Origin of the sequence: Streptomyces sp. NBRC 109706 (assembly GCF_000974485.1) — a bacterium.
Classification (GTDB): domain Bacteria; phylum Actinomycetota; class Actinomycetes; order Streptomycetales; family Streptomycetaceae; genus Streptomyces.
Genome location: NZ_BBOM01000008.1, coordinates 292,703 through 307,199 on the forward strand (window position 1 = coordinate 292,703; position 14,497 = coordinate 307,199).

Annotated in this window: 14 protein-coding genes; 7 read left to right on the forward strand and 7 right to left on the reverse strand. The window is 71.0% G+C overall.

The features are described 5' to 3' along the window. Nucleotides 1-37 precede the first annotated feature (37 nt). The 5 genes from AOM46_RS18460 to AOM46_RS18480 are packed head-to-tail and all read left to right on the forward strand — an operon-like array spanning nucleotide 38 to nucleotide 5,938. Nucleotides 38-1,558, forward strand: coding sequence for a sugar ABC transporter ATP-binding protein (locus AOM46_RS18460; protein ID WP_062213301.1), 1,521 nt, complete (start codon nucleotides 38-40; stop codon nucleotides 1,556-1,558). Continuing rightward, on the forward strand, nucleotides 1,555-2,622 hold the full coding sequence (locus AOM46_RS18465) for an ABC transporter permease (protein ID WP_062213303.1): 1,068 nt from the start codon (nucleotides 1,555-1,557) through the stop codon (nucleotides 2,620-2,622). Before AOM46_RS18460 ends, AOM46_RS18465 begins: the two co-directional genes overlap by 4 nt. 55 nt (nucleotides 2,623-2,677) lie before the next feature. Continuing rightward, entirely contained in the window at nucleotides 2,678-3,727 is a 1,050-nt protein-coding gene (locus AOM46_RS18470; protein WP_062213306.1) for a substrate-binding domain-containing protein, read from the forward strand. Between the two features lie 11 nt (nucleotides 3,728-3,738). Then, a complete protein-coding gene (locus AOM46_RS18475) occupies nucleotides 3,739-4,905 on the forward strand; it encodes a Gfo/Idh/MocA family protein (RefSeq protein WP_062213308.1) in 1,167 nt (388 codons plus the stop codon). 28 nt (nucleotides 4,906-4,933) lie between these two features. Continuing rightward, nucleotides 4,934-5,938 carry a sugar phosphate isomerase/epimerase gene (locus AOM46_RS18480; RefSeq protein WP_062213310.1) on the forward strand — a complete coding sequence of 335 codons (1,005 nt, stop codon included), beginning with the start codon at nucleotides 4,934-4,936 and terminating at the stop codon, nucleotides 5,936-5,938. A gap of 82 nt (nucleotides 5,939-6,020) precedes the next feature. Here the strand turns inward: AOM46_RS18480 and AOM46_RS18485 are convergent, their stop codons facing one another. Further along, nucleotides 6,021-6,533, reverse strand: a complete 513-nt coding sequence (locus AOM46_RS18485; RefSeq protein ID WP_062213313.1) for a gluconokinase — start codon at nucleotides 6,531-6,533, stop codon at nucleotides 6,021-6,023. Between the two features lie 146 nt (nucleotides 6,534-6,679). On the opposite strand from AOM46_RS18485, the gene AOM46_RS18490 reads away from it, so the two are divergent. Next, nucleotides 6,680-7,858, forward strand: a complete 1,179-nt coding sequence (locus AOM46_RS18490; RefSeq protein ID WP_062213316.1) for an MBL fold metallo-hydrolase — start codon at nucleotides 6,680-6,682, stop codon at nucleotides 7,856-7,858. Nucleotides 7,859-7,891: 33 nt separating this feature from the next. Here the strand turns inward: AOM46_RS18490 and AOM46_RS18495 are convergent, their stop codons facing one another. Genes AOM46_RS18495 through AOM46_RS34070 form a run of 3 tightly spaced genes read right to left on the reverse strand, consistent with a single transcriptional unit; the run spans nucleotide 7,892 to nucleotide 9,088 of the window. Beyond that, nucleotides 7,892-8,233, reverse strand: coding sequence for a DUF3140 domain-containing protein (locus AOM46_RS18495; RefSeq protein ID WP_062213319.1), 342 nt, complete (start codon nucleotides 8,231-8,233; stop codon nucleotides 7,892-7,894). Nucleotides 8,234-8,263: 30 nt separating this feature from the next. Further along, nucleotides 8,264-8,896, reverse strand: coding sequence for a hypothetical protein (locus tag AOM46_RS18500; protein WP_062213322.1), 633 nt, complete (start codon nucleotides 8,894-8,896; stop codon nucleotides 8,264-8,266). Nucleotides 8,897-8,917: 21 nt separating this feature from the next. Then, nucleotides 8,918-9,088: a hypothetical protein gene (locus AOM46_RS34070; protein ID WP_158920479.1), complete on the reverse strand. Its 171-nt coding sequence runs from the start codon at nucleotides 9,086-9,088 to the stop codon at nucleotides 8,918-8,920. A gap of 148 nt (nucleotides 9,089-9,236) precedes the next feature. Between AOM46_RS34070 and AOM46_RS18505 the strand changes: the two genes are divergently transcribed. Next, the gene (locus AOM46_RS18505; protein WP_062213323.1) at nucleotides 9,237-9,746 is read left to right on the forward strand and encodes an SET domain-containing protein; all 510 of its coding nucleotides are present in this window, start codon (nucleotides 9,237-9,239) and stop codon (nucleotides 9,744-9,746) included. 82 nt (nucleotides 9,747-9,828) lie between these two features. Here AOM46_RS18505 and yicI read toward each other — a convergent pair whose 3' ends face one another. From yicI to AOM46_RS18520, 3 genes are read right to left on the reverse strand one after another with little or no spacing between them, the layout of a single operon-like run. Then, entirely contained in the window at nucleotides 9,829-12,123 is a 2,295-nt protein-coding gene (yicI, locus tag AOM46_RS18510) for an alpha-xylosidase (RefSeq protein ID WP_062213326.1), read from the reverse strand. After that, the gene (locus tag AOM46_RS18515) at nucleotides 12,120-13,604 is read right to left on the reverse strand and encodes a GH1 family beta-glucosidase (RefSeq protein ID WP_078856946.1); all 1,485 of its coding nucleotides are present in this window, start codon (nucleotides 13,602-13,604) and stop codon (nucleotides 12,120-12,122) included. The genes yicI and AOM46_RS18515 overlap by 4 nt, the downstream gene beginning before the upstream one ends. Before the next feature lie 55 nt (nucleotides 13,605-13,659). Further along, complete coding sequence (locus AOM46_RS18520; protein ID WP_062213328.1) at nucleotides 13,660-14,496, reverse strand: carbohydrate ABC transporter permease; 837 nt, start codon at nucleotides 14,494-14,496, stop codon at nucleotides 13,660-13,662. Nucleotide 14,497 lies beyond the last annotated feature (1 nt).

Genomic DNA, 14,497 nt, shown 5'->3' on the forward strand with positions numbered 1-14,497 from the left:
TGTCCGCGCATCGGCACAGTTGCCCAGGAGACCAGCCATGGCAAGCGCGCCACCACCGATCCTCACTCTCACCGGCATCACCAAGTCCTTTCCCGGCGTGCGCGCCCTCGACGGAGTGGACCTGGACGTGGCGCCGGGTGAGGTGCACTGCCTGCTGGGCCAGAACGGCGCCGGCAAGTCCACCCTGATCAAGGTGATCGCCGGCGCGCACCAGCCGGACACCGGCCGGATCGGCTGGAAGGGGGAGGACGTCACCCTCAACAACCCGGTCTCCGCCATGCGGTTGGGGATCGCCACCATCTACCAGGAACTCGACCTGGTGACGCACCTCTCGGTGGCGGAGAACGTGCATCTGGGGCATGAGACCTCGACCGCCGGCTTCGTCCGCCGCGCCGTCGCCAGGGAGCGCACCGCCGAGCTGCTGGCGCGGCTGGGACACGGCGAGATCCACCCCGACACCATCGTCGGCGACCTGTCGTCCGCCGGACAGCAGATCGTCAGCATGGCCAGGGCGCTGTCCCACGAGACCCAACTGATCGTCATGGACGAGCCGTCGGCGGTGCTGGACCCGGACGAGGTCAACAACCTCTTCCGGATCGTGGAGAACCTCACCGCGCAGAACGTCGCCGTCGTCTATATCTCGCACCGGCTGGAGGAGATCCGCCGGATCGGGGACCGGGTCACCGTGCTCAAGGACGGCAGGGCCGTCGCCCGTGGCCTGTCGGCGAAGGAGACCGCGACCAAGGACATCGTCGCCCTGATGACGGGACGCGACGTCGAGTACGACTTCCCGCGCCGCGCCGTGCCCTTCGACCCGACGGGGAGCGAGCCGGTGCTGGTCGCCGAGGAGCTGTCCAGGAAGGGCGAGTTCGCATCGCTCGACCTCACCCTGCGGCCCGGCGAGATCGTCGGCCTCGCCGGCCTCGTCGGCTCGGGACGGTCCGAGATCCTGGAGACCATCTACGGCGCCAGGCCGCCCAGCACCGGCCGGGTGCTGGTGGACGGCAAGCGACTGCGGCCGGGCAGCGTGACCTCCGCGGTGAAGGCCGGGCTCGGCCTCGCCCCCGAGGAGCGCAAGGCCCAGGGGCTCTTCCTGCTGGAGTCGGTGGCGCGCAACGTCTCCGTCTCCTCGCTGCCCAGCTTCTCCAAGGGCGGCTGGCTGGACCGGTCCAGGGAGCGGCGCGAGGCCTACGCCAGCACCCAGGACCTGTCGCTGCGCCCCAACAACCCCGACGCGCGCATCCGCACTCTCTCCGGCGGCAACCAGCAGAAGGCCGTACTGGCCCGCTGGCTGCTGCGCCGCTGCAAGGTCCTGCTGCTCGACGAGCCCACCCGTGGCGTCGATGTCGGAGCCAGGGCCGAGTTGTACGCCCTGATCCGCCGCCTGGCCGACGACGGTGTCGCCGTCCTGCTGGTCTCCAGCGAGATACCCGAGGTGCTGGGGCTCGCCGACCGGGTGCTGGTGATGCGGGAGGGCCAGGTGGTGCACAGCGCACCCGCCCGGGAGCTAGACGAGCACCGGGTTCTCGATCTCGTGATGGAAGGGAGCCAGGCGTGACCACTGGCGCCACCCAAGAACCGGCCTCGACCGCCTCGCTCGACAAGGCGTCGCCACCGGGGCCGCCCCCGAAGAAGCCGCGGGGCGATGCCGCCTCCAACGGTCGGCCCAAGCTGGTCCTGGGCAAGTTGCTCGACCTGCACACCGTCTCGCTGCTCGCCGTGCTGGCCGTGCTCTGCCTGATCGGCGGATTCACCCAGGGGGACAAGTTCCTGACCACCAGCAACCTGCAACTGGTGCTGGTGCAGGCGTCCGTGATCGGTGTGGTCACGGTCGGCATGACCTTTGTGATGATCGGTGGCGGGATCGATCTCTCCGTCGGCGCCATCGTGGCGTTGGCCTCGGTGTGGTGCACCACGGTCGCCACCCAGGACTTCGGGATCGGCGGCATCATCTTCTGTGCCCTGGCGGTCGGCCTGGGCTGCGGACTCGTCAACGGGGTGCTGATCTCCTACGGGCCGATGGTGCCCTTCGTCGCCACCCTGGCCATGATGGTCTCGGCGCGCGGCCTGGCCCTGGAGATCACCGACGGCTCCACCCAGATGGTCACCGTGGACTCGGTGCTCGAACTGGGCCGGCGCGACTCCTACATCCTCGGCGTCCCGCCGCTGGTGATCATGTTCGCGGTGGTCGCGGTGCTCGGCTGGGTGCTGCTCAACCGCACCACCTTCGGCCGCCGCACGGTCGCCATCGGCGGCAACCCCGAGGCCGCCAGGCTGGCCGGCATCGCGGTCAAGCGCCAGCGGCTGCTGCTCTACGCACTCTCCGGACTGTGCTGTGGCATCGCCGCCTTCATGTTGGTGGTCCTCTCCGGCTCCGGCCAGAACACCAACGGCAACCTCTACGAACTCAACTCGATCGCCGCCGCGATCATCGGCGGCACCCTACTCACCGGTGGTCGGGGCACGATCATCGGCTCCGTGCTGGGGGTGCTGGTCTTCACCACCATCACCAACCTGTTCGTCCTGAACAACCTGGAGAGCGCCTTCCAGCAGATCGCCACCGGCGCCATCATCGTGGCCGCCGTGCTGCTCCAGCGCCGCTCCGCCAGCCAGCAGACATAGACCAGTCGGAAAGAACTTCAACCACCCTCATCCGCATGGAAGGTTATTTTTACTGATGAAGATGAACGGAATGGGCCGGAGAGGTCTTCTCTTCGGTGGCGCCGCCGCCGGCGCCGGGGTGTTCCTCGCCGGGTGCACCAGCAACGAGAGCAATGACGACGACAACGACTCGGGCACCGCCAACCAGGCGGCCAACACCGACGAGCCGGGCCCCGCCGTCACCATCGGCTTCGCCGGCCCGCAGGCCGACCACGGGTGGCTCAACGCCATCAACGAGGAGGCCCGTCGGCGCGCCGACGAGTACGAGGACGTCACCCTGGAGATCACCGAGGGCTCCAACGACACCGCGCAGCAGATCGGCCAGATCGAGTCGCTGATCAACAGCGGGGTCGACGTGCTGGTGGTGCTGCCGGCCGACGGGCGTTCGCTCACCCAGGCCGCGCTCTCGGCGATGAACGCCGGCATCCCGGTGATCAACCTCGACCGCGTCTTCGACACGCCGCAGGCGTACCGGTGTTGGGTCGGCGGCGACAACTACGGCATGGGTCTCAACGCCGGCCACTACATCGGCGAGCGGCTCAAGGACGTCCCGAACGCCAAGGTCGTCGAGCTGTCCGGGCCCGACAACCTCGAACTCACCGTGCAGCGCACCCAGGGCTTCGACGACGCGCTGGCCAACTACTCCAACATCGAGAAGGTGGCCCGCCAGGCCGCCGACTTCACCGTCGAGTCCGGGCAGAGCGTCATGGCGGGCCTGCTCCAGGCCCAGCCCGAGTTCCACGCGATATGGAACCATGACGACGACCAGGGCGTGGGTGCCGAGCGCGCCATCGACCAGGCGGGCCGGGACGAGTTCTTCATGGTGGGCGGTGCCGGCTCCCTGCACGCGATGGAGCAGATCAAGGCCGACAACGGAGTCATCAAGGCCACCGTGCTCTACCCGCCGACCATGGCCGCCTCCGCCATCGACCTGGCGCGCGCGGTCGGGCAGGCGAAGGGTGTCAGCGGACTCGCCGAGTTCGAGATCCCCTCCTCGATCACCCTCTACTCCGCAGTGGTCACCAAGGACAACGTCGAGCAGTATCTGCCGACCGGATTCAACTGACAGGGATCTACATGCCGTACTCCACCTCCGCACCTACCCTCGGCGTGGGCATGGTCGGCTATGCCTTCATGGGCGCCGCGCACTCGCAGGGTTGGCGCACCGTCGGGCGGGCCTTCGACCTGCCTCTCTCGCCGGTCATGGCCGCCGTGTGCGGCCGTGACCAGGCGGCCGTCAACGCCGCTGCCGACCGCCTCGGTTGGGCGTCGGCCGAAACCGACTGGCGTGCGCTGATCGCCAGGGACGACATCCAGCTGGTCGACATCTGCTCGCCGGGCGACAGCCACGCGGAGATCGCCATCGCCGCGCTGGAAGCCGGCAAGCACGTGCTCTGCGAGAAGCCCCTGGCCAACACCGTGGCGGAGGCCGAGGCCATGGTCGCCGCCGCCAAGGCGGCCAGGGAACGCGGCCAGTTGGCGATGGTCGGCTTCAACTACCGGCGGGTGCCGGCGTTGGCGCAGGCCCGCAAGATGATCGCCGACGGCCGGATCGGCACCCTGCGCCATGTGCGCGCGGTCTACCTGCAGGACTGGGGGGCCGATCCGGAGCTGAAGCTGGTCTGGCGGCTCCGCAAGGAGACGGCCGGCTCCGGCGCGCTGGGCGACCTCGGCGCCCATATCGTCGATCTCGCCCAGCATCTCTCCGGCGAGCTGATCACCGGGATCTCGGCCGCCACGGAGACCTTCGTCAAGGAGCGCGAGCTGCCCGACGGCAGCGGCCGCCTCGGCCAGGTCACCGTGGACGACGCGGCCCTCTTCACCGGCCGGCTGGCCTCGGGGGCGCTGGCTTCCTTCGAGGTCAGCCGGTTCGCCACCGGCCGCAAGAACGCGCTCAGGATCGAACTCAACGGGTCGGACGGCTCGTTGGCCTTCGACCTGGAACGGCTCAACGAGCTGGAGTTCTACGACAACACCCAGCCGGCGACCGAGGGCGGCTTCCGTCGCATCCTGGTCACCGAGCCGGACCACCCCTATCTGGAGGGCTGGTGGCCCGCCGGACACGGCCTCGGCTACGAGCACACCTTCGCCCACCAGGCCAGGGACCTGGTGTTCGCCATCGCGGAAGGAACCGACCCGGAGCCGTCGTTCGCCGACGGTCTCCAGGTGCAGCGGGTTCTCTCGGCGATCGAGGAGAGTGCGGAGAAGAACGCCGTCCACACTCCCGTGCAGATTGTCGAGTGAGTCAGCGCAACGGAAGGAAACTCACCCCATGTCCCGCAAGTTCACCCTGTTCACCGGCCAGTGGGCTGACCTGCCGCTGGAGGAGGTCTGCCGACTGGCCCGTGACTTCGGCTACGACGGTCTCGAACTGGCCTGTTGGGGCGACCACTTCGAGGTGGACCGGGCCCTCAAGGAGCCCGACTATGTGGCCGGCCGGCGGGCCCTGCTGAAGAAGTACGGCCTGGAGTGCTGGGCGATCTCCAACCACATGGTGGGGCAGGGCGTCTGCGACCACCCCATCGACGAGCGCCACCAGGGCATCCTGCCGTCGCGCATCTGGGGCGACGGCGAGCCCGAGGGCGTCCGCACCAGGGCGGCCAAGGAGATGGCCGACACCGCCAGGGCCGCCGCCGCCTTCGGCGTGGACACCGTGATCGGTTTCACCGGCTCCTCCATCTGGCATCTGGTCGCCATGTTCCCGCCGGTCCCGCCCGGCATGATCGAGCGTGGCTACGAGGACTTCGCCAACCGGTGGAACCCCATCCTGGACGTCTTCGACGCCGAGGGTGTCCGGTTCGCGCACGAGGTGCACCCGAGCGAGATCGCCTACGACTACTGGACGACCAAGCAGGCCCTGGACGCGGTCGACAACCGACCGGCGTTCGGGCTGAACTTCGACCCCAGCCACTTCGTCTGGCAGGACCTCGACCCGGTCGGCTTCCTCTACGACTTCCGCGACCGGATCTACCACGTGGACTGCAAGGAGGCCCGTCGGCGGCTCGACGGCCGCAACGGACGCCTGGGCTCGCATCTGCCGTGGGGCGACCCGAGGCGCGGCTGGGACTTCGTCTCGGCCGGGCACGGCGACGTCAAGTGGGAGGACGTCTTCCGGATGCTGCGGGCCATCGACTACCAGGGCCCGATCTCCGTGGAGTGGGAGGACGCCGGCATGGACCGGCTGGCCGGTGCGCCCGAGGCGCTGGCCCGGCTGCGCGCCTACGACTATCCCCCGCCCACCGCCTCGTTCGACGCCGCCTTCAGCACCGGCGACTGACACGAGGCGCCCGTCCGCCCGCGTGGCGCGCCCCGCTGCACCCGGGGCCGCGCCACGCGGGCGTCAACGTTCTCCGGCCCGGTCAGCCGTCGGCGGTGGTCAGCGCCTCCACGGCCATCGTCACCAAGCGCTCGGGGCCCGGTGCCACATCGAGGACCAGGCCGCGCTCGTCGTCGGCCAGCGGCTCAAGAGCGGCCAGCTGGGTGCGCAGCAACGAGGGCGGCATGAAGTGGTCGGTGCGGCGCTCGATGCGCTCGCCGACCAGCTCCGTCGAGCCGGACAGATGCAGGAAGAAGACGTCCGGGTCGGCCGCGCGCAGCAGATCGCGGTACTTCCGCTTGAGCGCCGAGCAGGTCACCACGCCCCGCTCCCCGGTGCGCGCCCGCTCGCCCAGCCAGACGCCTATGGAGCGCAGCCACGGGAGACGGTCGTCGTCGGTCAGGGGGACACCGGACGACATCTTGGCGACGTTCGCCTCGGAGTGGAAGTCGTCCGCCTCGGCGAAGGGCACCCCGAGACGGCCGGCCAACGGCCGCGCCACGGTGGTCTTGCCCACACCCGATACACCCATCACGACCACGGTGGAGAAACCCATGCCCCCTACTATCTGACCAGGGCGGCGAGAAACCAAGTACGGTCCGCCAGCCGGTCCCCAGGGGCCCGCCGTGGCGCCAGGACGGCCCCCGGGAATGTCAGAGGCATCAACTAGGGTTGCTCCGTACACGTGTTCCGGAGGTTCCCGTGCCAGAGCCAGCGTCCCGTTCCGTCTCCTCGCCGCTCACCCGGCTGCGCCCGGCCGCCTTCGGCGCCCCGCCGGCGGGCGAGCGGCTGGCCCGTATCCAACGCTCCCCGCAGTACCGGGACGGCGCCTTCCACAACGACCGCCCGGTGGCCATGGCCGGCCCCCGGCAGATACCGCAGCTGGTGTGGGCCATGGCCCGCTCCGCCGACCGGTCGCGCCGCCGCCCCGCCCAGCAACCGCCGCTGGCCCGCCCCGAGTGGCTTGACTCCACCGCCCCGCCCGCCTCGGGGCTCCGGCTGACCTGGCTGGGCCATGCCAGCGTGCTGGCCGAGATCGACGGCCATCGGGTGCTCTTCGATCCGGTCTTCGGGGAGCGCTGCTCGCCGTTCTCCTTCGCGGGACCGCGCCGGTTGCATCCCTCGCCGGTCGCGCTCGACCGGATAGGCCCGGTGGACGCGGTGATCATCTCCCACGACCACTACGACCATCTGGATCTGCCCACTGTGCGGGCGCTGACGGCGGGCGACGCGGTCTTCGCCGTCCCCCTCGGCGTCGGCGCCCATCTGGAGCACTGGGGGGTGCCGGCCGCCCGGATCGTCGAGCTGGACTGGCACGAGTCGACCCGGGTCGGCTCGCTGACGCTGACCGCCGAGCCCGGTCAACACTTCTGCGGCCGGGGCCTGTTCGGACGCTTCCAGACGCTCTGGGCGTCCTGGGTGGTCGCCGGCCCCGAGCACCGGATCTTCCACAGCGGCGACACCGGCTACTTCCCCGGCTTCGCCGGCACCGGCCGGGAGCACGGCCCGTTCGACGCCACCATGATGCAGATAGGCGCCTACAGCGAGCGGTTCTGGCCGGATATCCATATGACCCCCGAGGAGGGCGTGCGCGCCCATCTCGATCTCGCGGCCGGCCAGGACCCCGGGGTGCTGCTGCCCATCCACTGGGGCACGTTCAACCTCGGCCCGCACGCCTGGGAGGAGCCGGCGGAGCGCACGGTCGCCGCGGCGGAGGAGAGCGGGGTGCCGCTGGCGGCACCCCGCCCGGGGGAGTCCTTCGAGCCGTCGGGCGAGCTGCCGAGCGCGCCCTGGTGGCGGCCACTCGCCCGGCCGGTGCCGCAACCCCGCCGCCGGCGTGGCGCGCGGCCGCTGGGGGAGGCCAGGCCGGCCGACGGTTGACCAGGCCGCCCGCCCGGCCGTCCCGGGGGTGGGTCAGCCGGCCCGCAGCGGGTCGTGGCCCAGGGACATCAGCTGATAGCGCCAGTCCGGCTCGGGGCGGGTCTCCCGGGGCCCGGCCTCCCGTTCGCTGCTGACGGTCTCCACCACCTCGCGCATCAGGTCGATATCCGCGTCGGTGAGGTCCATCTGCCGCTTCCGCAGGATGGACAGCACCCCGCGGCCCCGTTCCGGGCCCGCCCGTTCGGGGAGCCGCTCGGCGTCCTCGCCCGCGCTGCTCACCCGCAGCCAGGCGGCCAACTCCTGCGACGTCATGTTCACCGCGCTGTGGAAGTCCGACCACAGCGCGTCCATCTCGAAAGCCTCGGCGTCCGTCATGATCCGCCTCCAGGACCGGTCGTGCGATGGTCAGGCGTGGGCCAGCTCTTTCACGTCCCGGGCGAGGCCCCTGTCCAGGGAGACCCGGACCAGCCCGGCCGTCAGCCGGGGCACCTCGCCGCGCCGCACCAGGCCGGACAGGCCCTTGGCGGAGCGGGGCAGGCCCACGCGGCCCGCACCCTCCTTGGCCCGGCCGTCGATATAGGGGGCGTACTCCGGCCAGACGGCCTGCGCCTCCCGCAGGAAGATGTCCACGCCCGTCGGGCCGATGCCGGGGAACTCCCGCAGCCGCCGGGGCGCCTCGTCCCGCAGCCGCCGCAGGTCACCGCCGTAGCGGTCCAGCAACAGCCGTGCGCCGTCGCCGAGTTGGGTCGCGGTCCGCTCGTCGTAGCGGCGGTAGTGGCCCACCCCCAGCGCGTCGACCCGCTGCTGCCAGCTGGCGTCGGCCATCGCGCGCGGGGTGCGCATCCCCGCGTCGAAGAGCGCCCGCGCGGCGGCCACCGCCACATCGGCCCTGATCCGGGCCGACAGCAGATGGGCCAGCACCAGCGTCTGATAGAGCGGCGCCGGGGTGTCGCGAAGCCGGATGCCGGCCTGCGCCGCATAGGTCTGCCCACAGCGGTCGAGCAGCGCCCGCGCCGTGCGTTCGGTCTGGGTGGTCATCCCGCCTCGCCTCCTCGCCCGTCAGTCCGTCTCCGGGAGCTGATCACCGAACACGGCGCGTTCCGGGACGGACCCGATGGCGCGTTGCGGCGTGTGTTCCTCCGGCGGGAGCGTCCGCTCCCGGCCGGGGCGGCCGCCCCCGGTCGGCTGGGTGGGCTCGGTCTCCAAGGTCGTCCTGGCTGGTTCCGCCATCTCTTATCACCTCGGCACTGGCGGGTTCCCGGCGCCGGGCGCCTGAAACCCCCCAAGCCGGACCGAACGGCCACCGTGACCGTCCCCCGAATACCACCCGCGACCACCCGCGACCGCCCGCGACCACCCGAGAGAACGGAGCGCACCCATGCGAACCGAGGACGTCCCCACCAGCTGCTGGCTCAGCCCGGCCGCCGAGGTGCGGCCCTCGCCGATCGAGGGCAGCGGGCTCTTCGCCCGCGCGCCGATCCCGGCCGGGGCGGTGGTGCTGCGGCTGGGCGGCCGGCTGATCGACACCGCCGAACTGGCCACCCTGACGCACCACAACAGCCTCTCCGTCGGCCCCGACCAGCATCTGCTGCTCCCCGACGACCACCCCGTGCGGTTCGGCAACCACTCCTGCGCGCCCACCCTCTGGCATCGGGACGCCTGCACCGTGGTGGCCCGCCGGGACATCGCGGCCGACGAGGAGCTGACGCTGGACTACGCCACCCTCACCGGGGTGCCGGAGTGGACCATGGACTGCCGCTGTGGGAGCCCGAGTTGCCGGGGGCGGGCCACCGGCGAGGACTGGCGGCTCCCCGAGCTGCGTGCTGCCTACGGCCGACACTGGACCCCGCCGCTGCTGGACCGCATCGACGCGGACCGGGCCGGATAGCACCGTGCGGGCCGGGCCCCGGAAAGGCCCGGCCCGCACGGGAAGCCGGCGGTCAGTCGGCGGTCAGCCAGGTCAGCCGGCGTCAGTCGGTCACCGACAGGGTCAGCGTCCCGGTGCCGGCGGCGGCCCGCACCGGCTCCGCGTACCCCTCGGGCCCGGCCAGCACCACCGACCAGGGCCCCACGGCCCCGTCCGCCGTCACCGTCAGCTCGGTGCCCCTGCGGCGGGTGCGGAAGGTAGCCCCCGCGCCCCCGTCGGGGGCCGGCACCCGGGTGACCACCTCGGCGCCGTCGACGGGGGCGTGCACCCGCAGAGTCACCCCGTCCGCCCAGTCGCCGTCCACCCGGTCGCTCTCGGCGGCGAACGGGATCACCGAGCCGGGCCTGGCCAGCAGCGGCAGGCTGTCGAAGCCGAACCGTTCCCGGCGCCAGCCGGGCCCCGTGACCTCGGCGCCGGTCAGCAGATGCGTCCAACGCCCCTCGGGCACGTAGTACTCGGCCAGCCCGTCCTCGTTGAACACCGGCGCGACCAGCAGATCGTCGCCCAGCATGTACTGGCGGTCCAGCGGATGGCAGGCCGGATCGTCGGGGAACTCCAGCACCATCGCGCGCATCACCGGCGTGCCCTGCTCCCTGGCCTGCTCGCCGGCCCGGTAGAGGTACGGCATCAGCCGGTGCTTGAGCCGGGTGAAGTCCCTGGTGACCTCGACGGCCTCGTCGTCGTAGTTCCACGGCACCCGGTAGGAGCCGCTGCCGTGCAGCCTGCTGTGCGAGGACAGCAGCCCGAACTGCACCCAGCGCTTGAAGACCGCGGGTGTCGGGGTGCCCTCGAAGCCGCCGATGTCATGGCTCCAGAAGCCGAAGCCGCTCAGCCCCAGCGAGAGCCCGCCGCGCAGCGATTCGGCCATCGCCTCGAACGTCGACTCGCAGTCGCCGCCCCAGTGCACCGGGAACTGCTGTCCGCCGGTCGTGGCGGAGCGGGCGAACAGCACCGCCTCGCCCTCGCCGCGCTTCTCCTTCAGCACCCGGAAGACCGTGTCGTTGTAGAGCTGGGTGTAGTAGTTGTGCATCCGCTCCGGATCCGAGCCGTCGTGCCACACCACATCGGTGGGCACCCGCTCCCCGAAGTCCGTCTTGAAGCAGTCCACGCCCTGGTCCAGCAGCGCGCGCAGCTTCCCGGCGTACCACTCCCCGGCGTCCGGGTTGGTGAAGTCCACCAGCGCCATGCCGGCCTGCCACATGTCCCACTGCCAGATGTCCCCGTTGGCCCGGCGCACCAGATAGCCGAGCCGACGGCCCTCGTCGAACAGCGGCGACTTCTGCGCGATATACGGGTTGAGCCACACCGAGATCCGCAGCCCGCGCTCCCGCAGTCGGCGCAGCATCCCCTCCGGGTCCGGGAAGACGTCCGGGTCCCAGACGAAGTCGCACCACTGGTACTGCCGCATCCAGAAGCAGTCGAAGTGGAAGACGCTCAACGGGATGTCCCGCTCCGCCATGCCGTCCACGAAGCGGTTGACGGTGCCCTCGTCGTAGTCGGTGGTGAACGACGTGGACAGCCACAGGCCGAACGACCACGCCGGCGGCAGCGCGGGGCGGCCGGTCAACGCGGTGTACCGGTCCAGGATCTCCTTGGGCGAGGGCCCGTAGATCACGTAGTACTCCAGCGCCTGGTCCTCGACGCTGAACTGCACCTGCCCGACGGCCTCCGAGGCGATCTCGTAGGAGACCAGGCCCGGATGGTTGACAAAGACGCCATAGCCACGGTTGGTGAGATAGAACGGGACGTTCTTGTACGCCTGTTCGCTCGCCGTGCCGCCGTCCGCCTGCCAGATGTCCACGGTCTGGCCGTTCTTGGTGAACGGAGTGAATCGCTCGCCGAGGCCGTAGACCAACTCGCCCACCCCCAGGGAGAGCTGGGCGACCGAGTGATGGTGCTCCGCGTCCGTGACATAGCCGGTGCCGCGCTTCCCCGCCGAGGTGAGGGTGCGGCCCTCGGCCGTGAAGTCCAGCCGCCAGGGCTCCTCGGTGTCCACCCGCAACGCCAGCGGCCCGCTGCTGAGTTCCACGATGCCGCCGGCGGCGCGCGTCTTGGCGCTGTGGCCCTCGGCCGCGCCCAACGCGAAGTGCGGCCCCCGGTCGACCGCTCCGGCGTGGTGGGTGGCGCGCACCCCTATCACGCCCTCGGCAGGCGAGAAGCACTCCACCGTCAGCAGCGGGCTGTTGAGGGTGTCGCCCCGGCTCGGGGCGCCCGCCCCCGGGCGCACCGAGCCGTACAGGGTCAGCCGGTCGTCCTCGATCCGCGCTTCGGCGACCCGGGTGGCGAACGTGGCCCGCACGCCGTCCCTGATCAGCCAGTAACCGTCGGTGAACTTCACGGTGTTCGGGTCTCCTCTTCCTGTTGGCCGTCTCCGGCTTCCTGATGACCGGCCCCGTCGGCGTGGGCCCGCCGGTGGTCGCGGATCATGCCCTGGTACCAGCGGTAGCTGTCCTTGGGCAGCCGCTCCAAGGTGTCGTAGTCCACGCGGACGATGCCGAAGCGCTTGTCGTAGCCGAAGGCCCACTCGAAGTTGTCGAGCAACGACCAGACGTAGTAGCCCCGCACGTCCACGCCCGCCCGCACGGCCTCCGCCAGGGCGGTGAGATGGTCCCGCAGATAGGCCACCCGGTCCGCGTCGTGCACCTGGCCGTCCTCGGCCACCGTGTCCGCCTCGGCCGAGCCGTTCTCGGTGATGTACAGCGGCGGCAGCCCCGGGTAGCGCGCGACCAGCTCGACCAGCAGCTCGGTGAACGCCTCCGGCACCACCGGCCAGCCCATCGTGGTGTGCCGCACATCGTCCCGCCAGGTCTCCACCGCGCCGATGTCCACGGCGGTGCGCCGGGCGGGATCCGGCTCCCGGTGCGGCGCCGCGGTGATGGTGATCGGCCGGTAGTAGTTGACGCCGACGAAGTCCAGCGGCGCGCCGATCAGCTCCAGATCCCCGTCCGCACGGTAGGAGCCGTCCGCCAACTCGCCCCAGGTCTCCGCCTCGTGCTCCGGATAGCGGCCGGCGAACAGCGGGTCGAACCACACCGCGTTGTGCAGGGTGTCCGCGCGCCGCACCGCCGCCAGATCCTCCGCCGTGTCGCTGGCCGGCAGCAGCCGGTCCGGGTTGAGCGTGATGCCCACCTCGCTCTTCCCCGCCGCCCGCAGCGCCCGCACCGAGAGACCGTGGCCGACCAGCAGATGGTGGGCCGCCGCCAGCGCGCCCCGCCCCTCCTGCGCGCCGGGCGCGTGCCGGCCGATGGCATAGCCGACGAACGACGCGCAGAACGGCTCGTTCAACGTGATCCAGCGGCCGATCCGGTCGCCGAACCGCTCGGCCACCAGCGCGGTGTACTCCCCGAACCGCTCGGCGGTGTCCCGCACCCGCCAGCCGCCCAGATCCTCCAGGGCCTGCGGCAGGTCCCAGTGGTAGAGCGTGGCCGCCGGGCGCACCCCGGCCGCCAGCAGCTCGTCCACCAGCCGGTCGTAGAAGGCCAGCCCCTCGGCGTTGGCCGGCCCGGTGCCGGTCGGCTGGATCCTCGGCCAGGCGATCGAGAACCGGTAGTCGTCCACGCCGAGTTCGCGCAGCAGCGCCACGTCCTCCCGGTAGCGGTGGTAGTGGTCGCAGGCCACGTCGCCGGTCGCGCCACCGGCCACCTTGCCCGGCTGGCGGCAGTAGGTGTCCCAGATGGAGGGGCCGCGACCGCCCACGTCATGGGCGCCCTCGACCTGGTAGCTCGCGGTCGCGGCGCCGAAGGCGAAGCCACGGGGAAACTCGGGAAACTCAGGAGACTCGGGGAACTCGGGAAAGGCTGTCGTCTCTGCACTCGTCATCGGTGTTCCAGACCCTTGTCGTGCGGTGTGCGTATGGCCGGTCGTCGCGCGGCCGTCACTTGATGGAGCCACCGGCGATCCCGGCGGCGATGTACTTCTGCGCGACGACCAGCAGTATCGCCGCGGGGATCGCCGACAACACGGCGGTGGCCATCACGGCGCCCCAGTCGCTCACATGCGCCCCGATGAACTGGTAGATCCCCAGCGTCACCGGCTTGACGTCGTCCGTGGTGTTCAGCGTCAACGCGAAGATGAAGTCGGCCCAGGCGAAGAGGAACGCGAAAAGACCCGAGGTGATCAGCGCGTTCCTGCTCATCGGCAACACGATACGGACAAAGGCGGTGAACCGGTTGGCGCCGTCCACCATGGCCGCCTCCACCACCTCGCTCGGGATGGACACCATGAACGCCCGCAGCAGCACGATCGCGAACGGCAGCCCCAACGAGGCGTCCGCCAGGATCAGCCCCAGATAGGAGTTGACCAGCCCCAGCTCCGCATAGGCGCTGTAGAGCGCGTTGGCCACCACGATCCCCGGCACCATCTGGGTGATCAGGGTGCCGAAGACGATGCCCCGGCCGCCGCGCAGCCCGAACTGCGCCAGCCCGTAGGCCGCCGGCGCGGCCAGCGCCAGACAGACCACCACCGCGCCCAGCGCCACCACCAGACTGGTGACCAGCGAACCGCCCTGGGTGTCCAACGCCGCCCGGAAGTTGTCGAAACTCGGCGAGGTCGGGATCAGATCCACCGAGGCGATGCTCGAATGGGGCTGCAGCGCCGTGCTGACCATCCAGTACACCGGGAACAGCATCACGGCCAGGATCAGCAGCGCCAGCGCGGTGTTCCCCCACCGCCGGGCGCCCGCCGCGGTCGTCTCCCGCTGCGACTGTCTCATC